This is a genomic window from Paenibacillus thiaminolyticus, assembly GCF_007066085.1.
GTDB classification, from domain to species: Bacteria; Bacillota; Bacilli; order Paenibacillales; family Paenibacillaceae; genus Paenibacillus_B; species Paenibacillus_B thiaminolyticus.
In genome coordinates this window covers 5121243-5145139 of the sequence record NZ_CP041405.1, presented here as the reverse complement: position 1 = coordinate 5145139, position 23897 = coordinate 5121243, and the positions used below count along the sequence as shown (strand labels likewise).

At 57.2% G+C, this 23897-nt stretch carries 27 protein-coding genes; 7 read left to right on the top strand and 20 right to left on the bottom strand.

Annotation, left to right across the window (positions count from 1 at the left end; all coding sequences use genetic code 11):
- Positions 1–88 precede the first annotated feature (88 nt).
- From gatB to uptA, 9 genes are all read right to left on the bottom strand, one after another.
- Positions 89–1531 carry an Asp-tRNA(Asn)/Glu-tRNA(Gln) amidotransferase subunit GatB gene (gene gatB / locus FLT43_RS22760; protein WP_087440717.1) on the bottom strand — a complete coding sequence of 481 codons (1443 nt, stop codon included), beginning with the start codon at positions 1529–1531 and terminating at the stop codon, positions 89–91.
- 14 nt (positions 1532–1545) lie between these two features.
- Positions 1546–2991, bottom strand: a complete 1446-nt coding sequence (gatA, locus tag FLT43_RS22755; protein WP_373994915.1) for an Asp-tRNA(Asn)/Glu-tRNA(Gln) amidotransferase subunit GatA — start codon at positions 2989–2991, stop codon at positions 1546–1548.
- A 35-nt stretch (positions 2992–3026) separates the two neighbouring features.
- Positions 3027–3314, bottom strand: coding sequence for an Asp-tRNA(Asn)/Glu-tRNA(Gln) amidotransferase subunit GatC (gatC, locus tag FLT43_RS22750; RefSeq protein ID WP_087440715.1), 288 nt, complete (start codon positions 3312–3314; stop codon positions 3027–3029).
- A gap of 224 nt (positions 3315–3538) precedes the next feature.
- Positions 3539–3922, bottom strand: a complete 384-nt coding sequence (locus tag FLT43_RS22745) for a hypothetical protein (RefSeq protein WP_006677119.1) — start codon at positions 3920–3922, stop codon at positions 3539–3541.
- A gap of 206 nt (positions 3923–4128) precedes the next feature.
- Positions 4129–5334 carry a M24 family metallopeptidase gene (locus tag FLT43_RS22740; RefSeq protein WP_087440714.1) on the bottom strand — a complete coding sequence of 402 codons (1206 nt, stop codon included), beginning with the start codon at positions 5332–5334 and terminating at the stop codon, positions 4129–4131.
- 106 nt (positions 5335–5440) lie between these two features.
- Positions 5441–5581: a hypothetical protein gene (locus tag FLT43_RS29460; protein ID WP_164776471.1), complete on the bottom strand. Its 141-nt coding sequence runs from the start codon at positions 5579–5581 to the stop codon at positions 5441–5443.
- 104 nt (positions 5582–5685) lie between these two features.
- Positions 5686–6309 (bottom strand): MBL fold metallo-hydrolase, encoded by a 624-nt coding sequence (locus FLT43_RS22735; RefSeq protein WP_087440713.1) that lies wholly within the window; start codon positions 6307–6309, stop codon positions 5686–5688.
- 96 nt (positions 6310–6405) lie between these two features.
- Complete coding sequence (locus FLT43_RS22730; protein WP_087440738.1) at positions 6406–6972, bottom strand: thioredoxin family protein; 567 nt, start codon at positions 6970–6972, stop codon at positions 6406–6408.
- 2 nt (positions 6973–6974) lie between these two features.
- Positions 6975–7586, bottom strand: a complete 612-nt coding sequence (gene uptA, locus FLT43_RS22725; RefSeq protein WP_087440712.1) for an undecaprenyl phosphate transporter UptA — start codon at positions 7584–7586, stop codon at positions 6975–6977.
- A 200-nt stretch (positions 7587–7786) separates the two neighbouring features.
- Here uptA and FLT43_RS22720 point away from each other — a divergent pair, with 200 nt between their 5' ends.
- Positions 7787–8239 (top strand): cupredoxin domain-containing protein, encoded by a 453-nt coding sequence (locus FLT43_RS22720; protein ID WP_087440711.1) that lies wholly within the window; start codon positions 7787–7789, stop codon positions 8237–8239.
- 78 nt (positions 8240–8317) lie between these two features.
- Positions 8318–8629: a dehydrogenase gene (locus tag FLT43_RS22715; protein WP_087440710.1), complete on the top strand. Its 312-nt coding sequence runs from the start codon at positions 8318–8320 to the stop codon at positions 8627–8629.
- Positions 8630–8665: 36 nt separating this feature from the next.
- On the opposite strand, the gene FLT43_RS22710 is transcribed toward FLT43_RS22715, so the two are convergent.
- Positions 8666–9676: an LLM class flavin-dependent oxidoreductase gene (locus FLT43_RS22710; RefSeq protein WP_087440709.1), complete on the bottom strand. Its 1011-nt coding sequence runs from the start codon at positions 9674–9676 to the stop codon at positions 8666–8668.
- A 172-nt stretch (positions 9677–9848) separates the two neighbouring features.
- Between FLT43_RS22710 and FLT43_RS22705 the strand changes: the two genes are divergently transcribed.
- A complete protein-coding gene (locus FLT43_RS22705; RefSeq protein ID WP_087440708.1) occupies positions 9849–10793 on the top strand; it encodes a D-2-hydroxyacid dehydrogenase in 945 nt (314 codons plus the stop codon).
- 384 nt (positions 10794–11177) lie between these two features.
- Here the strand turns inward: FLT43_RS22705 and FLT43_RS22700 are convergent, their stop codons facing one another.
- The 6 genes from FLT43_RS22700 to yyaC all read right to left on the bottom strand — a co-directional run bounded on the left by FLT43_RS22700 (position 11178) and on the right by yyaC (position 18481).
- On the bottom strand, positions 11178–13142 hold the full coding sequence (locus tag FLT43_RS22700) for an O-antigen ligase family protein (protein ID WP_087440707.1): 1965 nt from the start codon (positions 13140–13142) through the stop codon (positions 11178–11180).
- Between the two features lie 105 nt (positions 13143–13247).
- Positions 13248–14576, bottom strand: a complete 1329-nt coding sequence (locus FLT43_RS22695; protein ID WP_087440737.1) for a glycerol-3-phosphate responsive antiterminator — start codon at positions 14574–14576, stop codon at positions 13248–13250.
- A gap of 106 nt (positions 14577–14682) precedes the next feature.
- Positions 14683–15348 carry a PilZ domain-containing protein gene (locus FLT43_RS22690; RefSeq protein ID WP_087440706.1) on the bottom strand — a complete coding sequence of 222 codons (666 nt, stop codon included), beginning with the start codon at positions 15346–15348 and terminating at the stop codon, positions 14683–14685.
- Positions 15349–15716: 368 nt separating this feature from the next.
- Positions 15717–16442: a DUF6483 family protein gene (locus FLT43_RS22685; protein WP_087440705.1), complete on the bottom strand. Its 726-nt coding sequence runs from the start codon at positions 16440–16442 to the stop codon at positions 15717–15719.
- A 208-nt stretch (positions 16443–16650) separates the two neighbouring features.
- A complete protein-coding gene (locus FLT43_RS22680) occupies positions 16651–17439 on the bottom strand; it encodes an alpha/beta fold hydrolase (protein ID WP_087440704.1) in 789 nt (262 codons plus the stop codon).
- Positions 17440–17929: 490 nt separating this feature from the next.
- Positions 17930–18481, bottom strand: a complete 552-nt coding sequence (gene yyaC, locus FLT43_RS22675; protein WP_087440703.1) for a spore protease YyaC — start codon at positions 18479–18481, stop codon at positions 17930–17932.
- Between the two features lie 177 nt (positions 18482–18658).
- Between yyaC and FLT43_RS22670 the strand changes: the two genes are divergently transcribed.
- A complete protein-coding gene (locus FLT43_RS22670) occupies positions 18659–18883 on the top strand; it encodes a DUF1128 domain-containing protein (protein WP_087440702.1) in 225 nt (74 codons plus the stop codon).
- 59 nt (positions 18884–18942) lie between these two features.
- On the opposite strand, the gene FLT43_RS22665 is transcribed toward FLT43_RS22670, so the two are convergent.
- Positions 18943–19665, bottom strand: a complete 723-nt coding sequence (locus FLT43_RS22665) for a copper homeostasis protein CutC (RefSeq protein ID WP_244194034.1) — start codon at positions 19663–19665, stop codon at positions 18943–18945.
- A gap of 83 nt (positions 19666–19748) precedes the next feature.
- Positions 19749–20759, bottom strand: a complete 1011-nt coding sequence (locus tag FLT43_RS22660) for an asparaginase (RefSeq protein WP_087440700.1) — start codon at positions 20757–20759, stop codon at positions 19749–19751.
- Between the two features lie 205 nt (positions 20760–20964).
- Between FLT43_RS22660 and FLT43_RS22655 the strand changes: the two genes are divergently transcribed.
- The 3 genes from FLT43_RS22655 to FLT43_RS22645 all read left to right on the top strand — a co-directional run bounded on the left by FLT43_RS22655 (position 20965) and on the right by FLT43_RS22645 (position 22546).
- Positions 20965–21660 carry a phosphatase PAP2 family protein gene (locus tag FLT43_RS22655; RefSeq protein WP_087440699.1) on the top strand — a complete coding sequence of 232 codons (696 nt, stop codon included), beginning with the start codon at positions 20965–20967 and terminating at the stop codon, positions 21658–21660.
- A gap of 89 nt (positions 21661–21749) precedes the next feature.
- Entirely contained in the window at positions 21750–22124 is a 375-nt protein-coding gene (locus tag FLT43_RS22650) for a YtxH domain-containing protein (RefSeq protein ID WP_244194037.1), read from the top strand.
- A gap of 14 nt (positions 22125–22138) precedes the next feature.
- Complete coding sequence (locus tag FLT43_RS22645) at positions 22139–22546, top strand: hypothetical protein (RefSeq protein WP_087440697.1); 408 nt, start codon at positions 22139–22141, stop codon at positions 22544–22546.
- Between the two features lie 108 nt (positions 22547–22654).
- Here FLT43_RS22645 and FLT43_RS22640 read toward each other — a convergent pair whose 3' ends face one another.
- Together FLT43_RS22640 and rsbW are read right to left on the bottom strand one after the other, a co-directional pair.
- Positions 22655–23425 carry a sigma-70 family RNA polymerase sigma factor gene (locus FLT43_RS22640; RefSeq protein WP_087440696.1) on the bottom strand — a complete coding sequence of 257 codons (771 nt, stop codon included), beginning with the start codon at positions 23423–23425 and terminating at the stop codon, positions 22655–22657.
- Positions 23422–23880 (bottom strand): anti-sigma B factor RsbW, encoded by a 459-nt coding sequence (gene rsbW / locus FLT43_RS22635; protein WP_087440695.1) that lies wholly within the window; start codon positions 23878–23880, stop codon positions 23422–23424. The genes FLT43_RS22640 and rsbW overlap by 4 nt, the downstream gene beginning before the upstream one ends.
- Positions 23881–23897: the final 17 nt, after the last annotated feature.

Genomic DNA, 23897 nt, shown 5'->3' with positions numbered 1-23897 from the left:
CGAAGTATGCGCCAAGCTCCTCCATGTGAATCGATGAAAAAACTGCGGCGCATGCTCCGTCTCGCGGACTGTTATTTCGTAGCCGGTATCATTGGCTGTTCAGGCACTGGACCAGCAATTGATTGACGAGTCCCGGATTCGCCTTGCCCTTCGTCTCCTTCATCACCTGGCCGACGAGGAAGCCGATCGCTTTTTGCTTGCCGGCCTTATAGTCCTCGACCGATTGAGGATTGGACGCGATGATTTGCTGCACGACAGCCAGGATGGCGCCTTCGTCGCTAATTTGCACCAGTCCTTGCTCCTCGACGATCGCTTGCGGCGGCTTGCCGGATTCGAGCATTTCCTTGAATACCGTTTTGGCAATTTTCGTGCTGATGGTGCCCTTCTCGATCAGCCCGATCATTTCCCCGAGCCCTTGTCCGTCCAGCTTGACAGCTTCGATCTCAAGACCGCCCGCATTCAAGAAGGCGAGCAGATCTCCCATGATCCAGTTCGCCACCGCTTTGGCATCCTTCGTGTATTGAAGGCTGTCTTCGAACAGATCGGCCAGCTTTTTGGAGGACGTGATGACCTCGGCATCGTATCCGGACAAGCCGTAACCGGCGGCATACCGGGCTTTGCGGGCATCCGGCAGCTCCGGAATCATAGCGCGGATGCGCTCCTTCCATTCGTCGTCGATGACGACGGTTACGAGGTCCGGATCCGGGAAGTAGCGGTAGTCATGCGCCTCTTCCTTGCTGCGCATCGACAGCGTTCGTCCTTGCGCTTCATCCCAGCGGCGCGTCTCCTGCACCACCTGGCCGCCCTCGTCCAGAATATCGGCCTGGCGCTCCTCTTCATACTCGAGGCCGCGCTGCACGCCGCGGAAGGAGTTCATGTTCTTCAGCTCGGCCTTCGTACCGAACTCCTCTTGCCCGTACGGGCGGAGGCTGATATTCGCGTCACAGCGGAGCGAACCTTCCTCCATCTTCACATCGGATACTTCGCAATATTGCATAATAGCCTTTAATTTCTCCAAATAAGCCTTGGCTTCTTCCGGCGAACGCAGATCCGCCTCCGATACGATCTCGACCAGCGGCGTGCCTACCCGGTTGAAGTCGACCAGCGATGCATAGCCGCCATCGACGTGCGTCAGCTTGCCCGCATCCTCTTCCAGATGCAGACGATCGATACGTATGCGCTTCGTCTCGCCGCCGATTTCGATATCAATCCAGCCGTTCCGCCCAACCGGCTGATCATACTGCGATATCTGATAGGCCTTCGGCGAATCGGGATAGAAATAGTTTTTGCGATCGAATTTACTCACGGACGCGATCTCGCAGTTGAGCGCCATGGCTGCTTTCATTGCATATTCGACCGCCTGGCGGTTCAGCACCGGCAAGACGCCCGGATGCCCGAGACAGATCGGGCAAGTATGTGTGTTCGGCGGCGCGCCGAAGGCAGTGGAGCAGCCGCAAAATATTTTGGATTCGGTGCGAAGCTCAACGTGAACTTCCAGCCCGATTACCGTCTCATATCTAGCACTTGGCATGTCGTAAGCCTCCTCTATGACAACTGCGGACGCAGCTTGTGATGATCGGTATGCTGCTCGAACGCATGCGCCGCGCGCAGCACAGTCGCCTCATCGAACGCCCGTCCGATCAGCTGCAGCCCTACCGGCATGCCGTCCGCCAATCCGCATGGAATGCTGATCGCCGGCACGCCCGCCAAGCTGACTGGAATCGTCAAAATATCATTCAAGTACATTTGAAGCGGATCGTCAATCTGTTCGCCCAGGCGGAAGGCCGTCGTCGGCGCCGTCGGCCCGAGCAGAATGTCATACTTCTGGAACGCCTGCTCGAAGTCGCGCTGAATCAAGGTCCGAACCTTCTGCGCCTTCAGATAGTAGGCGTCATAATAGCCGGAGCTGAGCGCGTAAGTTCCCAGCATGATGCGCCGCTTCACTTCCGGGCCGAAGCCCTGGCTGCGCGATTGAAGATACAGCTCGAGCAGATTGCCCGGCTGCTCCGCGCGAACGCCATAACGAACCCCGTCGAAGCGCGCCAGGTTGGACGACGCTTCAGACGAAGCGAGCAGGTAATAGGTCGCCACGGCATAATCCGTATGCGGCATCGACACCTCTTCCCAGGTCGCGCCCAATTGCTCGTATACCTTCAAGGCAGCGAGCACCGCTTCCTTCACCTTCGGATCGACGCCCGGCCCGATATATTCGGACGGCACGCCGATGCGCAAGCCGCGCACCTCTCCGCTCAAGGCCGCCGCATAATCGGGAATGTCCACCTCGGCCGAGGTGGAATCCATCGGATCATAGCCGGCGATGGCCTGCAGCACATGCGCGGCGTCCTCTACATTGTTCGTCAGCGGCCCGATCTGATCGAGGGAAGATGCGAACGCGACGAGGCCGAAGCGCGATACGAGGCCATAGGTAGGCTTCAAGCCGACGATGCCGCAATAGGACGCCGGCTGGCGGATCGATCCGCCCGTATCCGAACCGAGGGCGAAGCTGACTTGACCGGCGGCCACCGCCGCAGCCGAGCCGCCGCTCGAACCGCCCGGGACGCGCTCCAGATCCCACGGATTGCGGGTCACTTGGTAAGCCGAATTCTCATTGGATCCGCCCATGGCGAACTCATCCATATTGAGCTTGCCGACCGTAACGACGTCCGCTTCCTTCAGCTTGCGGGCGACGGTTCCGTCATAGACCGGCTCATAGTTCTCAAGGAAGCGGCTGGCGCATGTCGTGCGCATCCCTTCGCTCACGATATTGTCCTTCAGGCCGGCCGGAATGCCGGCCAGCGGATGGAGTGTATCGCCTGCGGCCCGGCGCTCATCGATGCGCTTCGCCTGCACCTTGGCCCCTTCTTCATTCAGCGTCAGGAACGCCTGCACCCGCCCGTCGGTCTGCGCGATGCGCGCAAAAGACGCCTCCGTCAGCTCGGCGGCGGATACTTTGCGGTCTGCCAAAGCTTGTCTAGCTTGTGATATCGTCATATCCAATAATGTCAATGCGGTTACCCCCTCTCTCTTTACTCCAGAACCGCCGGAACCTGGAATTGACCTTCTTCTTCCTGCGGCGCGTTAAGCATGACTTTCTCTATCGGCAGCGATGGACGAACGGTATCGTCACGCATCACGTTGCGAATCGGCAGAACATGCGTTGTCGGCGGCACGTCATGCGTATCCAGCTCGTTCAACTTCTCTGCGTACTTCAGAATCGCGTTCAGCTGCTCGGTATAGCGCGCTTTTTCTTCATCGGTTAAATTGAGCCGTGCCAGCTTGGCCACATGCTCGACGTCTTGTACCTGAATGCTCATCGGCAACCTGTTCCTCCTTGTCCCAATTGGGCCAAATTCATCCCTCTATTATAGCCTAGAAGCGTGGGCAACTCAACGCTGGCTTCCATTAATGCGGCGCAGTGCCGCGCTTCCGCCCGCCCGGGAGCCTTATAAGCTTGCGGGCCGGTTCCATCACCATCTTCTTCTCTATACAAAAAAGCACCGGTCACACGTTACCCCGTAACGCAAACCGGTGCTCTTTCTTATATCCATGCGCGCAGGTTGACTTGCCGGATGAACTCTTCCTGAGACATCGCTTCTTCCTGCTCGTTCTCTTCCTCCTGGTCTTCTGCCGCATCACCATTCATGATCCGGCGGAACAGAGACTCATTGTGAGTAGCCAGTGCATAGTCGATAAGCGCTTCCCGTTCGATGCGGTCCGCTTCCTGCTGCAGGAGCAGGCCTTCCTGCTCGACGTCAGACGCCGGCACGAAGAAGTTACGGTTTGCTCTCGGAACCCGGATGACGTAATCGAATGCGTTATCCGCATTGCGGTCATAGGCAATGATATAGCCATATTCCCCGATAGGCAAATGTTGTTCGAAGCGGTCGGCAACAATGACTACTTTCTCTCCCAAATGCAGCATTGTCCATGCCTCCCATCCATATGCTGTTTCCTCTATCGTACTAAAATTTATGATTGGTGTAAATGTATGCTTGTTTCCGCAAAAAAGACGCTGCCTTTTCACACTAAAATATGTGACGTCCGTGCAAATGTCAACATGCATTCGCTGGAAATCGGTGGAAGCGCGGCAGTGCGGGTTCCATCCTGCTTCCGAATCTAGCCCTCCGATTATGGCGCGGCGATGCGCCACACGCTTTCCGGCGGAGTAGTCAGCTTCTCGAACCCGTCGTCCGTAATCAGGTACGTGTTCTCGATGCCGACGACGCCTCGGCCAGGGAACGTGAACTTCGGCTCGATCGCGATGACCATCCCGGGTTCAAGCGGCATCGTGAAGCCGCGCGCCAGCACGGGCCATTCGTCCATCTCCATGCCGATGCCATGGCCGAGGAAGCTGACCTGATCGCTCCCGAAGCCCATGAAATGGTCCGACAGGCCGTATTGTTCGGCCAGCTTCAGCGCGTCGGCATACAACGTCTCGCACACCGCCCCCGGCTTCAGGCTCGCTTCGGCGGCCCGCAGTATCGCCTCGGACGACTCATAGGCCCGTTCAAGGTCCTCATCCAGCTTGCCAATGACCAGCGTCCGGGTCTGGTCGATAACATAGCCGTCGATGCAGCATCCGATATCGACGAGAATCGGTTCATTCTCATCGATGACCTTCCGGCTGGACCCTTGCGGGCTGGCCGGGGTCAAGCCGCGGCCGCCGGCGGGACCGTCGAAGTAAGTCGGCTCCGCCCCCGCTTCGCCCGAGGCGACCATCCCTGTAATAATCTCTTGATTGTACCCGCGCATCCGGATGAACCCGACATGGCCCTGCATGCGGAACACATGCTCGATGTGGGCGATAAGCTGGAGCTCCATCATGCCGGGCCGGACATAAGCAGCCGCTTGCTCAAGCGCATGATGCGCCGCATGGGCAGCAGTGCGGATGCGGTCGATTTCCCACGGAGATTTGACCATCCGCAGCCCGCGCAGCATCGCGGATCCGTCGGTCCAGGCCGTCTCCGGCATCACGGAGCGGAGCCGTTCGAATACCTGCACCGGAAGCACGTCATATTCCGTTGCAATAACCGGGCGTCCGGACGCGAACACCGCCGGGAAGCGCTCCTGCAGCAGCGTGCCGAAGGATCGGAAGGAGCCGAGCGGCTCGACCGCCACCCCGGCTTCATGCCTCGCGCGCTCCAAGCTTCGCTTGACGAAGTAGACAGGCTCGCCCTGCTTCGGCACGAACAGATATCCAGTCTGCATCGATCCGGTAAAATAATAGAGCCCCACATTTTGCGTAATTAGACAGCCGTCCATGCTTTGTTCCTGCATTGCTGCCTGCAGCCGGACAATTCGTCCTTCGATTTCTCGCTTCAATACGCCTTCCATCGATCTTGCTCCCTTCCCTGCTTACTGAAGCCCCCATTCAGACAGAGGCTCCCGCCTTGCGCGAATGCTTCCGCGGGGGACACAAAAAGCGCAAACCTCACCTGGTTCACGCGCCCGCTTGTCCTTCTATCCATCCTCGTTCCTGTGCGTGCAGCTCCGCAAACACGAATCCAATCCATGCTTCCGCCCAAGGGCCAGCCTCATTCCCCCGCAGAATGCGCATCCGTTCCTCAATTAAGCTCATCATACCACGAACCCAAAATCAGCGCCAACGGACCGATGGCGTTAAATAAGAAAGACGGCCTGTCCGGACATTCCGTCCGGCAAGCCGCCTCGCCAAGCATAGCCTTACTATACAAACGGATTATGCTCCTTCTCATACCCGATCTGGGTCTCGGGACCATGCCCTGGATAGACGGTAACGTCATCTCCCAGCGGGAACAGCTTGCCGTGAATCGATTGGAGCAGCACGTTCATATCCCCGTCACGGAGATCCGTTCGTCCCACGGACGTGCGGAAGAGCACGTCGCCCGAGAACAAGTGCTTCTCGTGGAGGAAGCTGACGCTGCCGGGAGAATGGCCCGGCGTATGCATGACCTGGAACGTATAGCCGATCAGTTCCAGGGTCTGTCCGTCCTGCAGCAAATGCTCGGCAGGCTTCATCGACATCGGCGGGCAGACTTGAGGCCACATCTTCGAACCGTTCAGCTCGGGGGTCGTAAGCCACTCTGCTTCCCTCTCATGAATATAGACCGGGCAGCCGTGAGCTTCACGCACGGCGTCAACTCCGCCGATATGATCGAAATGCGCATGCGTCAGCAGGACGGCCGACACCTTCAAGCCTTGAAGTCCCTGCAGCAGCGGCTCCGGATTCATGCCAGGGTCAATCACGACCGCTTCCTTCGTCTCTTCGTTGATCAGCACGTAGGCATTGGTCTGAACCGGGCCGAGTGTATAGCTTTGAATGCGGGACATAGAAGAACACCGCCTTTGTTAAAGTTATTCGCGAAGTCGACCGCAAACATAGGTTTCACTTTTGGGAAAGGTTGACTTGTTGAACGTAGCTTGATGTCAAAAAGAAGACAGAAGCTCTTTGAGCTCGCGCACGATGCGTGTCTGGTATCCCGTGCCTTCGCCGTACGTTTCCATCATTTGCTGTCTTACCGCTTTCAGTTTGTCGGGATAGTCCGGCGCTTCCCGGTCCGGATTCTCCTGCTTGAAGCGGATCATATGCGCCTGCACATCGCTCGGGCGCGGTCCCCACTGGCCGAGAACATGCCCGCCGGTATCCGCGAAGATGACAACCGGCACCGAACGCCCGCCCATCGTAAGGAAATGATCCATCGTCTCCGGGAACTGCTCCATAATCAGCACTTCCGTCTCGATCTGTGCCGCTTCCATCGCACGGAAGACGACCGGCACGTTGCGGACGACATCGCCGCACCAATCCGCCGCCAGGATAAGGCAGCGCAGGTCGTCGCGGTATTGCAGCGACTCGAAGAAAGATTTGTCCTCTTCATCCGCCCATGCAAATTGGTCATACCAAGAGACGAAGGCCTCCTTGTTCTTTTGCATCCCGTCCACAAAGGCTTGGGGCCGAATTCCTTTTCCCATTACGCCGGCTACGCGCTTGGCCATATTCATTTCCCCGCTTTCTTTTTGGCATACGTATATTTAATGACAACATACACGATAAACAGCGCCAGGGCAACGAGAATGAACGGCTTGACCCATTGGCCGGCCACGTCGTTGATTTGCTCCCATTTATCGCCCAGCACGAAGCCTAAATAAACAAACAATATCGTCCACGGGATGACCGCCAGCGTCGTCAGGATCGTGAATCGCCACACATTCATTTTGGAGATGCCCGCCGGAATGGAGATGGCATGCCGTACGACAGGAACGAACCGGGCCGTGAAGATAACGCCTGTCCCATATTTTTGGAACCATTCTTCCGATTTCGCAATATGATGCGGCTGGATGAGAATGTATTTGCCATACCGTTCAAGCACAGGTCTTCCCCCATATCTGCCGATCCAATAGACGAACAGTTGAGCAATAACCCCGCCGATGACGCCGAAGATGACCGCTTCCACAAAGGTAATCTGTTGAATCGAGACGAGATAACCTCCATAGGCAAGTACAATCTCACTCGGAATAACCTCTATCATCAGGCCAAGCATGATTCCCCATTCTCCCAATTGCTGCACCCAATGCAAAAGTGTAGTCACAATTTGGTGCAAAAATTCCATGTCCCATCTCCTCTTTTTGCTATCAGTATATTCTATCATACGATGAGACATGACCCTAAAGCAATCAACCGGCAGGGCTCATGTTACCGCCCTCTCCGGCATACATATGGACTAGCTGGACAGCATGGCCACTTTCGCTCTCTTACACCGATTTTGCGTACTCCAAGCTTTCCGAATACATGTCGAGGAGGTTCACATCTATGGCTAATTTCTGGGTCATCACCCCTAAGCAATGGCGCATCGGCTTGCTCGCCATCGCTGCCATCATGGTCGGCGCCGCCTTCTGGCGGTACGAATCAATACGGATGGAGCAGGCTGCGCAAGCCGCCCCCCAAGAGACCCGCATCCTGCATATGGTGACGGGCGAATTCAAGTCCACCCTTGAAGACGGAACCGAGATCGAAGCATATCAATTTGCTCCCGGTACATTGAACGCGAGCGAAGGCGAGCGCGTCGAGCTTCGTATCCGGGGCGTGAACGGGCACCGCCATGATTTCGTGATTGAAGGGCTGGGTATCTCCGGCACAATCGAAAAAAACAAGGAGACGATCATTCGGTTCACCGCGAAGGAAGGGATTTACCGCATCGTCTGCACGACGCATGCCGATGCGGCCAACAACGGTCCGATGATCGGGTACATCGTGGTAGATTAGCGGCAGGAGATCTTTCTGGCAGCGGGCCCCCATCCTGCATATGGTATAACACAACCTGATGAAAAGGGGCCAACAGCCATGAAGACACCGAGACAGCGCCACACCGCTGCCCTGCCTACCGCCCGGGGCATCCGCCGGGCTTGCAGCAACGAGCTGTATCGCACGATCAAGCGCATGAATGCCTGGATTCCTGAAGACAAACGGAAGGAAGGCGAAGAGCTCTATTACCGCAAAGTAATTGGCAATCTGATATGGATTCACGAAAATCACGCCAACCGCAAGAAGCTGTCAGACTGGTGGGACGAAGCCGTATGCGAGGAGCTTGCCGCCCTATGGGAGGTCGATGCGAAGAAGCTCTCCGCCAGCTTCCGCCAAGCCTTCGGCGGATAGGCAGCTCGAACAGCCGGCCGCCCGATGCGAACCGGCTTATTCCCTATGCGGGTGGAACATCTCCCCGAGCAGTTCATACGATCGGAGCCTCGCCTCGAAGTCATACGTCACCGTCATGGCGATCACCTCATCAATACCGTACCGCTCCGCAAATGCCTCCAAGTCCCGCTTCACCTTATCCGGTCCGCCGACAATCATCCGGCCGCGATTGTACCGGATCCGATCTCGATCCCACTCTGTATAGGGAAAGGCCGCCGCTTCCTCCGGAGAGACGAACGTTGCCCTCGAATCCCCCCGATCGAGCAGCAGCAGCCGCAAATCTACGGAAGTTGCCAGCCTCTCCGCTTCCTCATCCGAATCGGCGCAGATAACAATGATGCAAGCGTTCGCTCGCGGCTTGTCGCCGAGCGGCCCGGGGCGGAACGCATCATAATAAGCGCGGACGACCTCCTCTCCGCCTTCCCCGTTAATGAAGTGGGCGAACGAGAACGAAGCCCCCATTTCCGCAGCCTTCCTTCCGCTATAGCCGCTCGAACCAAGCAGCCATACTTCAGGCGCCTGCTCGGGGATCGGCGTCGCCTTCAGACCGTGCAGCGGATGCTCCGCAGGCAGGTCATGCTTCAGGAAGCCGCCAAGATCCGAGAGCGCCCTGTCGAAGGTGTTCTCATAATCCGCAGGCCGGCCATAGCGGAGGGCCCGCGTCGCGAGCGGCATCCCCCCCGGAGCGCGTCCGATGCCGAGATCAATCCGCCCGGGATAGAGCGCCGCCAGCACGTGGAAATTTTCAGCCACCTTGTACGGACTGTAATGCGGAAGCAGCACGCCGCCGGAGCCGACCCGAATCCGCTTCGTATGGGCCGCAATCGAGGCAATCAGCACTTCCGGAGAGGAACCGGCCAGCCCGGTTGCATCGTGATGCTCGGACACCCAATATCGGCTGAAGCCAAGCCGATCGGCATGCGCGGCTAGCTCCAGCGTGTGCCGGAATGCGTCGGTCGCATTCTCGCCTGGCAGTATAGGGGATTGATCAAGAATTCCGATGTTCATATCGCGGGCCTCCTTACTCGTATGGAGTAGAACCTATGCAATTGCTATGGTTTCCATAGCCGTTATACGTTATATAGTAGCTTATTTCGGGTAAAAGAGGAAATCCCCCTCGAAACGGGGAATGTTTGAAGAAGAGATATGTGATGATAAAGGAGGACAAGCTGTGCGTAAAATGATATGTTTGCACGGACTGGCGCCTGAGCAGGAAGCCGGCATCCGGGCTGCGGCGCCGGATTGGCATCTCATCTTCGGGCGGCCGAAGGATCTGGATCCGGCCGAATTCCGCGATGCCGAAGTGATATTCGGCTGGTGCGATGCGGTTGAAGAGACAGGACTGGCGGCCGGAAGCAAGCTGCGCTGGATCCAATTATGGTCATCCGGAGCCGATTATATGCCGTTCGGGAAGCTTAAGGAGGGGGAGGTTATGCTGACCACCGCGAGCGGGGTCCATCCCGTCCCGATGGCCGAGACAGTGTTCGCCATGCTGCTCGCCTTCACGCGCGAGCTGCCGCGCGCGATTCGCAACCAGACACGCCGCCATTGGGATAAGGCAGGCCGCTTCACCGAGCTGAACGGCCGCACGATGGCCGTTATCGGACTCGGCAGCATCGGCACCGAGATCGCCCGCCTGGCCCAAGCCTTCGGCATGCGCGTCATCGGCGTGCGCCGGACCGCTCGCCCGGCAGAGCATGTCGATGCCGTCCTTACACCGGACAAGCTGGACGAGGCGCTTGCCGCCAGCGACGTCATTGTCAACGTGCTCCCGAAGACTACGGAGACGGACGGCCTGTTCGACGAAGCCCGCTTTGCCGCCATGAAGCAAGGCGCCTTCTTCGTGAACATCGGCCGCGGCGCGTCGGTCCGCACCGATGCGCTCGTCCAGGCCTTGACGAATGGCCATCTGGCCGGCGCGGGCCTGGACGTGTTCGAGACCGAGCCGCTGCCGGAAGATCATCCCCTCTGGTCACTGGACAACGTAATCATCACGCCGCATACCGGAGGGAATACCGACCGTCTTAAGGAAAGAGTCACGGCATTATTCCTCGAAAATCTGGCTGCTTACCTCGAGACGGGCTCCCCCGCCCGCAATCTTGTCGATTACGACCGCCAATACTGACACGAAAAAACCGGAGGGCGCCGCCCCCGGTTCTTTAATCGATATTTATCTGGGATTGGACAAGGAGGCTCTGTCTTCTCTTTTGGCCGGTCTCCCATTGACTCAGACGCGGTATGCAAGCGGGTTCGCGGGCCTTTTGCTCGGTCTCCCATTGACTCAGGCTCGGTCGTGCGAGAAGCGGCACTTGGCTCAGTAAGCAATATCAATATATAAGGAAGATTAGCGTGAGAATAGCCTATCGGGAATTTAGCATTTTCTTTTTCTGAGTAAAAGGGAGAGTGGATCAAAGAGCTCTACAGCACATGTTTCGGATTCGACACATCATATGAGAAAACAGTCAAAAAATAACCGGCCGATAATCCCCTCCTACGATTGCAGGCGGAATCATCGCCGGTCATTAGTAAAGCCAAGAAGCGGCACGATAGCCATATGCGCACGTTTGGCCTCCTCGGTCATCGCAAAATGCTTGTCATTGGCGACATTCGGCATCGCTTCGACGCGCTCTACCTCGGCTTCATAGCGATGGTACAAGTCTTCGGCAGCAGCCGCCAATATTTTGGCATTCTCGCGGTCACCGGTCAGCGCGGCGTGTCGTGCCTGCTCGGCCAGCCGTTCAATCGCTTCTGTCCGCAAGTCGCGGTCGAACGGGGCGCAGGCGATGGCCTCCCGCCAATAGCCGGCTTCATCCGCTGTCCGGCCGAGGCTGCTGCTCGCCAAGGCAAGCTCGCGATAGAGAGCGAAGCCGCTCCGTTCATAGCGGCGGCCTTCCGCGAGCATGGCGGCGGCCTCTTCCGGCGGCAGGGTCCGTGACACCGCGATGCGAAGCTCGGTGTCGGCTGGCGTCAGCTTCAACGCCAGCAAGCCGTCGGCGTCGGCGAGCGGCTGGGCCACGGCGTGCACAGCCGCAAGTAACCATGCGGCCCCAAGCGGCAGCGCCAGCAGAAGCGAGGCCGTGCGGCTCAGGCGCTTGAGCGGCCTGTCATGGCCCGGCTCGTTCGCGCCTGCCGCGAGAGCCAGCAAGGCAAGGAGCAGCAGTGCGAAGAAGCCGAAGGCCATGTCGAAGTCGACTGCGCTATGCAGCAGGAGCACGGCCGCAGCCATGGCCAGCCCCCGGTGACGGCGCCAAGCAATATAGAGCGCCGCCGCGGCCAGTATGAGGGCAGGCACCGTTCCGATGACGCCGACGTCGAGCAGCAGGTCGAAAAGGCTGCTGTGCACCTCTTTGCCGACATAGGGCTCGCTCTGAATGCGTGCGAACTGCTGCCGCCAGGCCTCCCCGCCCGCGCCGAACCATGGATGCTCCCGCCACAATGTCACCGCATCGCGGTAGAACTGCGTCCGCGCGCCTGCGGTCGCATAATGATCGGTTAGGCGCTCGGATGCTCCCTGTGGCATCAGCACCAGGCCAAGCACAGCAGGTGCCGCCGCAATCAAGAACGAGCATACGATTCCGGGCCGGCGGGAATGCCGCAGACGGTGAAGCAGTGCTTCTCCCCCTATTGATCCCGCCCAGGCCGCCGCCACGGCTAACGGAATCATATCGCGATGATCCGGCCACAAGGAAGCGGCGCTCGCAGCCCCGGCGAAGCCCCAGGCTGCCGAACGGGCGGCAAACGCAATAGAAGCGCGCCGTCTTTTATGCAAAAATAGCAGCCCGACAATCCATACAAAGGCAACGACCAGCCACGAGCCCCGGGACTCCGTCAATAACAGGACGGCCATGTGAGGAAGGACGGGCAGCAGCGCTGCCGTACGCGCCCGGAAGCCGGAAGCGGTCTGAACAAGATAAAGCTGAAGGAGCAGAAAAGCTCCCGTTACCGCCCCGAGGGTGTTCGGATATTGCAGGAATCCAGCCAGGCGGAATCCCCAGGCGGAAATTTCAACATTCTCGCTTGTCATGACCCCGGCTGCATAAGGCAGCCAACCGCCCAACATAAGGAGCGAACTCAGGCTGTTAATGATGCCAACGACGAGGAGAGCTTGCAGTCCTTTTGTCCACGATGAGTCAGAGGTTCGCCGGCAAAATAACGCGGATATCACTACTGCCCACCCGGTATACATCGCATAGCGAATCATCTGCATGTGAGTGCCATGCACGCTCGCCGGATCGAGGAAACGGACGATGCCATAGGCGATCAGGAGAACGAGCGGCAGCAGAATGGCAGCGGAGAGAACTGCGCGCCTCATAAGAAGAAGCGCACCAGCTGCAGCGCACATTAGAGCGGATAGCAAGACAGTATCCTGGTTGTAGAATAAGCCGTTCAGCCACAGCGTCAACAGCAGTATGCCCGCTGCCGCTCCGGCAGCCGCCGCGCTCCATCCTTCGTTGCGTTCCCGTACATCGTTCATACGTTCTTCTCCACCTATCGCTTTATCTATCTCTCTTATTTTGCTCATAATAGCAAAAGGCCAACCCTAAGGTTAGCCTGTAGGTCCTGACGCGCAATTCCGATGTTAAGAGGGAAGCAGCGACAGAATGACTTTCGCATTGAAATACGTATTATTGTACATCATTAACCATCTATGGGCATCCATAATATCCAGTCCGTTATTTTCATGGTCACGGTCGATTTGCTCTAACTGGCTTCGCACGACATCGATGCCGATAAGATGCACGGCTCTGTCGAGAGTAATATTAGAAGAGTCATAGAAATAAAGCCCGTAAGTGTCTGCCTGCAAGGCCGGAAGCTTTTGGTTCAAATCATTAATTTCATCGATTGCAAATTCAAGATCCCCGTCTGAATCCGCAGCCCGCGCTGTACCATCATTTATCCACCCCAGCAGCTCCGTCTCGCTAGGCATCGTAGGTTTGAGGGGAGCGAGCACGTATCTCCCTGGAGCGACCTGGGTAAATCGGATCATGTTCTGCGTCTCCGGATAGGTACCTGCAATGCCAACCTCCTCCGAGCGCCAAGCCTTGAAATGAAGCACGCCGGAAGCCGTCCCGTTCCGCCCGTCATCGGCCCGGATCGTCAACGCGAACTCCTGGTCGATAGTGGACGTAATGGTCAACATATCCCCATTAACGGATGCGGTTACTCCAGTTACCGGATCGATGGTGTAATGCAATGTGTCATCATCTGCGTCCGTGAAGACCTGCATGTCGTTCAAATTCAAGGTGGACTCCTTCCCTTGAATCAGAGTCATATCCGGCTGCGGCTGAAAGACGGGATCCCAGTTGGTTGAGACGTCGAAGAAGTAGGATGCGTAATAACCATTCAGATCCTTCACCTTGAGCTCTATTCTCGTATCACCTGTGCGGTCATCATATATTAACGTATAAGAACAATTGTTGGGATCGTTAAAGTTGTAGCCACGACGAAACAGATTATTTTTATCAGTATACTCAAATGAATTTAAAGCCCAGTTCATATTCCCTGAGAAAATAGTATTTAATTTTATGTCATATGTAGTGCTCTTGGATAATGGAAAATAGATATTGTCCTGACCGTAAATGTTAACACGCGGCGCGATCCCGCCAGAATCAACCGTGACCGTGAACTTATGTACGAGTTCTGCATTTTCGGCAGTGATCCATTTGTATTCGATGGTCGTCGTGCCGTAGGTTTTGCCTGTAATCGCATATTGGCCCAGAACCGGATCGACCGAGACTTCCGCCACTGCCGGGTCGAGGTTGACGGTCTGGGTGTAGGTAGCTTCTGTGACGCTCAGCGGAGTCGGAACATAGGTCGGAACCGCCTCCAATTCTACATCGTAGGAATCGATCTGCTTCGACGGGAAGACCGTTCCGGCTTCTGCAGTTCCTGGAAGAAGAAATAACATGACGCCGAATACAGCTAGTCCGCAGCAAGTTAGGAAATACCGTAAGGATGATATTTTCAAATTGCTTCTCCTTTCTACGAAAAGGGATATAGTGCCGACATGTTATCTATATATTCTGCTTCTTATCCACATAAGCCGTAATCTGTTCGCGCAGGATGAATGCGCGCAGGGAGCGGAGGGAGCCTTCGTCGAGGCCTTCCAGGTTGGCTCCGTACAGCATCTCCTCGGAATGGCGGGAGCGGTGCATAATCTTGAGGCGGCAGGGCAAGGTGAAGCCCAAATGAAGCTCCGCTTCGACCCGCATGCCTTCGCGCAGCGGCTCGCCTTCGTTCATCGTGAAGCCTACGCCGGTCAGGCTAATATCGACCAGGTGTATCGGGGTTCCGCTCGAAGCGGCGCTCTGGTTCTTCTGTGACGCGGCTTCGGAATGGATAAAGCCATGCTTGCGGATAATGACTCGCGGCGACTCGCGCTTGTCCGTAAACCGCTGCTGCTGCTGAGGCGGATGGATGAGCAGCAGGGAGCCCTCGTTCCGGGCGATGATTTTGGTGAAAAAATTGACGATGCCCATTCCGGAATAGATCGTAACTTTGACTTGTTCCCCCAATTCGAAGTGTTCGAATTGAGGCAATTCAATCTCAATCAAGTCGCCTTCCATATAAGATAACATACCCGTTGCCACGCAGCCACTGCCTTCGATCACAGTTCTGCAGTTCAACAAAGCTCCCGATAATAAACCCGGGCTGTCCATCGTGTATGCCTGATTTCCCATGTAATAAACCTCCTCATGTCTCTCGCGCCAGGGTGTTATATCGGTCCGGATGCACTATGCTAACGGCCACATAGGCAAGCCTCCTCGTCATCCGGGAATTCCTGTTTCCAGAGATTGAAAAATATGCATAGTCCGAATTACCTACTATACTTTATCGACCGATCGATCATAATTGTGAAGAGCTTCTTATCTCGGAGGACTTAGGAACTATGATTCTGCGCAAGAGAACCGATTCGCGCGGATCGAAAAAGAACCCTGCGGTTCGGCAAGGTTCTTGTCATCTTCATCGTCACGTCGCATATTCGGTTGTGAAGAAGGGTTGGCATGGGGCGCCCATCGGCACTCGCACAGGCCGGCCAAGGCCGGGTTCATTGAATCGTCTCCAGATCAGCGCGGCCGTCGGCCAGTTCTTCGCGAGGCAGGCCGCCCTGCTCGAGCGCTTCATCCGGACATTCCGCGAGGCGTTCATAGAATCGTGCCCCCTGGCGCTTGCGCCGCTCCGCTTCTTCCGGCTGGCCGGACGCCTGCCGCACCCAACGGAACAGCGCATCCTCAGCCCCGGCGTAGCGGCCTTCCCGCTCGAGCCAAGCCCACAGGCGTTCAAGCAACTCGTCCGGCAGCCGGTAGCCCTTCAGCTCTAACAGCAGGCGATCCGTCGTCTCCATGACGGGAAGCAGCCGCCGATCGCTGCCATGCAGCATCGCCTCGAGCAGCAGATGCAGGCTTTTGAGGGAACGCCGGACATACAGGTCCTCGATGTCATCCGGACCAGAACGGGAAGCGTCACTGACAGGCATCTCATGGCGTTCCGCCAGTTCCTTCTCCCGTTCGAGCTTCGCCCGTTCATGAAGCAGGATCGCGAAGGCCTGAAGTTCATCGGCATGCAGACGCCCATTGGTCCGGAACAGGTGAATCAAGTCCTCTCCGGTCAGCCGATCGGACAGATCGCCATTGATGCGGAACCGTTCCCGCAGCAGCTCGTCCCATTCGAACAGCAGCTCGGTTCGTTTTTTCTGCTGCCGCAGGTTCATCGCTTTGCCGATCAGGTCGGTCATCTCCTGCACCAACCGCAGCAAATAATCTTTTCTATACATGAATCCACCTCCCTGCCGAAGACGATAAGGTGCAGCCTCGAACCTACAGAACTAACGGTGATAATCATGATCGGGCAGCTGAGGCATTCGTTTTGATAACTGTCTAATTTGTACAAAAATTACATCCAGTATAACGCACAAAGAGTGCTGTCCACAAGGGTGCAGCACTCCCGTTCTCACAAGGGCCCATGTATCATTCGGCCGTCTGTCAAGCGTATGCAGTGTCCATGAAGGAACGAATTGCGGCCGCCAGCTTCTGCGGTGCCTCCATCATGCCCATATGGCCGACCCCTTCGAGAGTGACGTGCTCGATATGGTCTCCCGCCGCGGTAAATACGTTCTCCGGCGCAACAATCCGATCCTTCTCCCCGGCCACGAGCAGCACCGGGAGCGTGGCCGCTTGCAGGACCGCCGTGCGGTCGGGCCGTTCGCGCATCGCGAGCACCGCGCCGATCGCGCCTTGAGGCGGCGTGGAATAGCCAATCTCCTTCGCCTTGTCGAGAGCCTCCCCCGGGCCGCTATCCTCGGCGAACAGCTTCGGCACGAGATCGTCCACGACCGGAACGATGCCATGCCGCTGGAGCGCTTCTACGGTCGCAAGCCGCTTCTGCTTGCCCTCCTCCGTGTCCGGCTTCCCGGTCGAGTGGATCAGCCCGAATCCCTTCAAGCGGTGCGCATGCCGCTGCGCGAATGACAGCGTAATATACCCTCCCAACGAATGGCCCAACAGCACGAATTGATCCAGGCCGAGCGTATCGGCCAAGTGGAGCACATCGTCCGCCATTTGCTCGATTGTGTAGGGACCGACAGGCGCATCCGATGAGCCGTGGCCTCTCAGGTCCGGGGTAATGACGCGGCAGCTTCCTGCCAGCAGCGGCGCCAGCTCCGCCCAGTACCGCGAGCTGCCGCAGAACCCGTGGAGCAGTACGACGGCCGGCCCCTGGCCCTGCTCCTCTATACGCATGCTGAATTGTGGATGAACCGCGATCGTTGGCATAGCTATCTCCTCTTTTCCGTATGCGCCGCCCATCGTATGCACGACGTTGTACTATTATGAATGCTTGTCACAAAGTGCAAAAAAAATTCAAAATTTCCTACAGATGGATTCTATGAAACGCTTTTTCTACATAGATATAGAATAAGATTACACAAATTGTATACTGCTGAATCAGCACCTTCTATGGCGCAGTGTCTGCACCAGTATTTGTTGTCCAGCCGCGAAAGGAGGTGACCATCATGGAAGGGTTCGAAATGTTCTTCGCCACGAGTGCGTTTGTGCTCGGCCTGGTTCAGCTCATCATTAAGCTGACGGACCGGCAGGATAAAAAATGATCCGTTCATGCCAGGAACGGATCACACATAGGGGTTACCGCGTTCAGTGCCAAAGAGTCGGATGTCGGGTCCGGCTCTTTATTCTGTATCCGAACCTGTCGTACGAGATCCCTCCCCAGGCCCACGACATCATTCATATGGGGAAAATACTGTTTTTATTCCTGATGATTTACTGGGAAAGATTGTAAAATAGCGTCCGCCAGTTCCTGCGCCATCTTCATCACGAAGCGGAGAGAGGTTGTCTGCAGGGTCCAGTACGGCTTCGGTCCGTTCGTATTGACGACGGCAGCGATGCTGTATCTGCCTACGGCAGGGAGCGCCATACCAACCGACTCTGCGGGAACCAGCGGCTGATTACCGACCAGATAATAGCCTACTGTCGAAGGATGGCCCAGGCAGGCGTCAATCGCAATGGTGAGGAGATTCTCCGGCAATTCGGCGAGCCTCGCCTCCAGATTGGACGAATCACAAGGCTCGTCCAGACAGCCGATCACATTCGTCCATCCCCTCTCCCGCAGCCTTGTTCCAACCAGCGGGCCAAGCGCGTCTCCCGTTGAACGGTCGGTTCCGATACAGATGAACATGATCGGCTCGGACGGATGCGCCGCAGCCACCGATTGCAAAAAACCGGATAGCTGTGCTCCCGCCATCTTCTGCCGCCGCTCCGCGGACCGGGGATCCAGGGGCGGAAATAAATTGAGCTGCATCGGTTGCGTACTCCTTTTCATCTTCATGATGCCTTATTGTACTTCACATTTCCTGCCATGCCAAGCCTGTCCCGCAGGCCGGCTGGCGCAGAGCGCATCCCCGGAGCTCGTTCTGTTTCCGCCGCATTCGTGATACAATACGAGCAGGTTGTTCACAACCGTTCGAGGAGGAATAGCATGATTACCAATGAAAAAACGCAGCAGAACGTGGAATTGATGATTGAGGCGATAAAGGGGCGACTGAAGATGGCGACGGCAGCCGCGATGCAGCCCTCCGCCTTCTCTGTGGAGCAGTATGACGATATTAAGGACGTATACGATATCGTCATGAGCAAATCGTCGTACAGCATCAGCGAAATGGAAGCGCTCGTCTCCGAGCTCGGCCGCCTGCGCCGGGGATGAGTTCCTGCTCTTGACCGGGCCGGCTGGGCCGGCAGCCGGTCAAGGGCGGGATTCGGCGTCTATACCGTGCGAAGCAGCGCGGCCAGACCCGACAGCCGCTCGGGATCAATCGGTGACAGTGCCCGCGTTCCCTGCCTTACATTCGAGCCGAAATGGACATGGCGGACGCCGGTCTCCTGAATGAATCCGCCCACCGACTCCACCGTAAGCCCGCTGCCGGCCAGAATCGCCAGCGAGGATCCTTCCGCGCGCCGGACCATCTCGGCGATCACATCAGTCGCCTGCAAGGCGCTCGGCTGTCCTCCCGAGGTCAGCACGCTCGTTATCTGAGGATACCCGAGCAGCACATCAAGCGCTTCATAGATGTCCCTCGTCTCGTCCACGGCTCGATGGAAGGTCATCGGCAGACCGTCGGCAGCCTCCAAGACCTGCTCCAAGGCTGCCTTGTCTATCGTTCCTTCCGGCGTCAGGGCGCCGAAGACGATCGCGTTCGCTCCGGTGGAACGGATGAGCCGCACATCAGCCACAATCGTTCGCATATCATCCGCATCATATTGAAAAGAGCGGCTGTGCGGCCGGATCATGACGTTGACCGGAATGTCCACTGCCTCCACCGCCTCTTGCACGAGTCCGAGGCTCGGCGTCAGCCCGCCTTCGGTAATGGCGGTAATCAGCTCAATTCGATCCGCCCCGTTCCGGGCCGCCGTCACCACCTCTTCCCGTGTCGTCCCTATCACTTCCAGCAGCACTTGCTTCATCTTCATCACCCTGCCTCTCTCCATGTTGCGTTCCCGCCTTCGCTTGGGGCCGCTTGCGTTCTCATCTTTGCTTGGGCCGCTTACGTTCCCATCTTTGCTTGAGCCGCTCACGTTCCCGGCTTCAGCACGAAGACGGTCCGTTGTTCCCCGACCTGCCGGCCGTTGTCATTGAGAATCACCGCCGGTATCCGGCTGCGAAGCCGCTCTACCGTCTCCCGGCGCTCGTACCCGATCTGCTCCAGAATGGATGCGGTAACCAACGCCCACTCTTCATCTGATCCGTCGGCGATCTTGAAGGCGAAGCCAAGCCGCTCCTTGGTCAGCGCGAAGGCGAAGATCCCTTTGAACCCGCCCTTGGCGATGATGTTGTCATCCTCCATCAGCAGCGAGTCGACCCGGTCCGTGCCGCCGACCAGGAACGGATAGCGCTGCATCGCGCGGCGAACGCGCGCCGCGGCTTCCCTCGTGGGCGCGTCTTCGATCAGATCGGGACAGGCCAGCTTCAGGTAGGCGGTCGCCAGACCGGTGAGCGGAATGCCGTATACCGGGAATCCGCATCCGTCCGTCCCTTGAATCATCGATTCCTGCGGCACTTCCGACAGGCAGCTGATCGTGTCTCTCATCTGGCGCTGCGCCGGATGCGCGGGATCGGCATACGATCCCATATCCATGCCGGCCATCTTGCTCCAGGCCAACACGCCGAAATGCTTGCCGGCGCAATTGTGGTACATGCGCCGCCGGTCTCCGCCCTTGCGAAGCAGCTCTTCCCTCGATTCCTCATGAAGCGGCAGGGAAGGGCTGCAGATCAGCGCCTCGTCGTGAAGCCCGCAATGCTCCATCACATGCTCTAACGTATCGACATGCGCCGCTTCCCCCCGGTGCGAGGCGGTCATTAGCGCCAAGTCCCGATCCCCAAGCTGGAAATGCTCGAGCATGCCGCTTCGCACGACGGGAATCGCCTGCAGCGGCTTGGCTGCCGAACGGAGAAACATCAGCCGGGCCGTGTCCCCTACAGCATAGCGGATGCGGCCATGTTCGTCCACGCCGCATATCGCGCCCCGATGCTCGCATTCCAGCCAGCCGTTGCGCGTTTCTTCTATCAGTCGTTCATTCATCATCGGTCTTCCTTTCCTCGTAGCCACTTCCTAAATTATATCCCTTTCCGAAGCTGCTGCCTATCGGTCTATTTGCATTCGATAGAAGCTTTGTGATATTCATATAATGGGGCTCTTTCCTGTATTCGGTCTATTTATATTCACAGAGCTTCAGGCGAGAGCATGTGCTCACTCGCCTGTGTGCCGCTTAAGGAGAAGTTTGACTGCGATGAATCACCAATCTAACAACAAACCGGCCGCACCCTCCCCAAAAGAAACGGCGATGTTCACATTAAGCCTATTATGGGGCGGCCTTGCCGTTCTGATTCTGATCGTGCTGCTTTTTGTGCTGATCCGGGGAGTCCTTGCGGACAACTTTCAGCAATTTGACGCCGTCGTCACGGACACGGTGCGGCTCGCCGCTTCGCCGGGGCTGACCAAGGCCGTATCCTTGCTCACCGATCTCGCTTCCAGCCACGTCATCATCCCCGTCTCGCTGCTGTGCGCAGGCATTTGCGCCTGGGGATTCAAGCGGCGCTGGGACGCGTTCGGCTTGCTGGTCGCGCTTGGCGGCAGCTACACGCTGAACCTGATTATCAAAAACCTGATTCAGCGCGTCAGACCGTCATGGGAGCATTGGGTGGTCGAATCCGGTTACAGCTTCCCGAGCGGTCATTCCATGGCTTCGATCGCGTTCTACGGCATGCTTGGCTATCTGATCTGGCTGCATCGGAAGGAACGGGGGCGGCCCGCCGCCTATATTCTCGTCCTGACCGGACTGCTCGTCCTTGCCATCGGCTTGAGCCGAATCTATCTGGGCGTGCATTATGCTACGGATGTGATCGCCGGCTTTTGTGCCGGAGGCGTCTGGCTCATCGCCTCTATTTACGCGCTGCAATGGATTCGCCGGAAGCGCCGGGCGTAATTGGGGGAGCAAATTTCGGCACAGCCTGTTTCAAAAGTGGTAAATGAGTGTAATCGTATGGTAGATAGCAACGAATGACGTACAAGGAGATGACCATAGTGAGTGAAAATAATAACAATTCCAGCGTATTTTTGAAAGGCGCCATTGTTGGCGGCATTATCGGCGCGGCAGCTGCCCTGCTGCTGGCACCGAAGCCGGGCCGCGAATTGCGTTCCGATCTGTGCGACACGGCGCAGAAGGTGGGCGAGAAGACGAAGGATATCGCCTGTGATCTCGGCACGAAGACCGCTGATGCCGTCAAGTCGGTCGGCAGCAAGGCCGAAGCGGTCGTTAACAGCATGAAGGATGCGTCCCATCAGGTTACGGCTACCGTGAAGGACGCCGCATCCGAGGCGACAACGCAGTTGAAGGAAGCTTCCGCCGATGTGGCGGATGAAGTGGCGAGTCAACTGAACTCGAACTGACGGGAGGAATGGGAATGACGCCGATACCTCCGGTCTCTGCTCAGGCCGAAGCCGTGCGCAAATTATTTTTGCGGCACGGCTTCACCGGTATTCAGTGCAGCGAGCAAGAAGTCTTCGTACTGGGTCTAATGAACGAGGCGCTTGACACCGAAAGGGCAAGCCATATGTTCACCGTTCCGGCCGTCAAGCTGGCGAACGGAGCATTGCATGTCGAAGCCGGCTTGGCGGGCTTCTCGAGCAACGCGCCTGTACCGGAAGCCATACAAGCAAGAGCGTGGACGATCCTGTCGAAGCTGTGCGCCCAACTCGAGCGCAAGCTCAGCGTTCCCTGCATGGAGCCTTCCGCTCCCGATGCGGATCTGCTCCATGCCCTCGCATCGCGCGCAGCGAGGATGAGACAGGTTCAAGCCATGACAGATTGAGTGTTCTGGGGATGATCCGAATCATCGAGAAGAGCAGCCAAAGAAGCACGATCGAAGCACGCCTTCAGGGCGTGCTTCGTTCTGTCCGCGGCATGAAGCGCAGCACAGCTATCCGTCATAGCGGGAAGATAGGATATGCCGAAGCTTGTCGGTGGCTCTGCGTTGAATCCGCGAGACGCTCATCTGGGATACCCCGAGCCGTTCCGCGGCCGCACGTTGAGACAGCCCTTCCTCGAATACGAGGGCAAGCACCTGCCGCTCTTCCGCTTTGAGCGATGCCATGGCATCGCTCAGATCCATCCGGCGCTCGACTGCTTCGTAATCGTTGCTGTCCGAGCTGATCAGCTCCCCTAGTGTTGCCGCGCTCTCTTCCTGCGACAATGGCGTGTCCAGCGACACATAGTGATAGCATTCCCGGCCAGCTAGTACTTCGACCGTTTCCTCAACGGATAGTTCCAGCCGCTCCGCAATCTCCTCCACATTCGGCGAACGTTCCAGTTGAACGGTCAATTCGTCGATCGTCTGCTGAATGAGGGCCCCCTTCTCCTTGATTCGCCGCGGCACTTGAATATACCACGACTTGTCCCGGAGGAAATTTTTCATATGACCGATCATGCTCTTCATCGCATAAGCTTCGAAGGGCACGCCTAAGGAGCTGTCGAATTGCTGCAGCAGACGAATCAATGCCATATTCCCGACCTGCATCAGGTCTTCATATAAATCGGGACGGTTGCGCGAAATTTTGCCGGCGGCCATCTTGACCATGGGCTCATACTTGTGGATGAGTATCGTGGCGATATCGTTGTCCTGCGTCTCTTGATAAGCACTGATGAGCTGATTCGCATCTTCCGTTGGTCCATGCCGGGAGGGCTCGCTCATAGCAGTTCTCCACTTTTCAAAAGTCGCTTGCGCATTTTGACAACAGTACCTCGCCCCTCCGTGCTCATCACTTCCACATCATCCATCAGCGCCTGCATCAGGTAGAACCCGAGCCCCCCGGCCTCCACCTCGTCCAGGCTCTTCTCATGCCATCCGCGCAAGCCGCTCGTCTTGCTGTCCGCATCGAAGCTGCCGCCCTCGTCCTTGACCATGATGCCAATCTCGTCCGGCCCCTCCTCGAAAACAATCTCGACCATCCCCTGCGTCGTTCGATAAGCGTATAATACCGCGTTGTTGCAGGCCTCGGAGATGGCGACCTTCATATCCTCGATATCCTCGTAAGAGAACCCGATGCGGCTTGCAATGCCGTACAGCGTCAGACGGGCCAGATCGACATATGCCGCTTGCGCGGGAAGAATTAACTTGATTTGCTTCCGTTCTCTGTCATTTTCCATAAGTCATTCCCTTTCAT